This window comes from Flavivirga algicola (assembly GCF_012910715.1).
GTDB lineage: Bacteria > Bacteroidota > Bacteroidia > Flavobacteriales > Flavobacteriaceae > Flavivirga > Flavivirga algicola.
Genome location: NZ_JABBHF010000034.1, coordinates 1 through 389, shown reverse-complemented (window position 1 = coordinate 389; position 389 = coordinate 1). Strand labels below are relative to the sequence as shown.

Sequence of the window (389 nt, the reverse complement as noted above, 5' to 3'; positions counted from 1 at the left end):
TTGGCCGCTGCTGCTTCGGCTGCTGCCTTGGCTCTGGCCTCTTCTTCTGCCTTGGCCTTGGCTGCTGCTGCTTCGGCTGCCGCTTTGGCTCTGGCTTCTTCTTCTGCCTTGGCCTTGGCTGCTGCTGCTTCGGCTGCCGCTTTGGCTCTGGCTTCTTCTTCTGCCTTGGCCTTGGCTGCCGCTTTGGCTCTGGCTTCTTCTTCTGCCTTGGCCTTGGCTGCTGCTTCGGCTCTGGCTTCTTCTTCTGCCTTGGCCTTGGCCGCTGCTGCTTCGGCTGCTGCCTTGGCTCTGGCTTCTTCTTCTGCCTTGGCCTTGGCTGCTGCTGCTTCGGCTGCTGCCTTGGCTCTGGCCTCTTCTTCTGCCTTGGCCTTGGCTGCTGCTGCTTCGGC

At 62.2% G+C, this 389-nt stretch carries 1 protein-coding gene; it reads right to left on the bottom strand.

All coding sequences use genetic code 11. The annotated features are described in order from the left end of the window. Nucleotides 1-389, bottom strand: a 389-nt coding sequence (locus tag HHX25_RS21575) for a hypothetical protein (RefSeq protein WP_205958093.1), incomplete at both ends; no start/stop codon positions are given.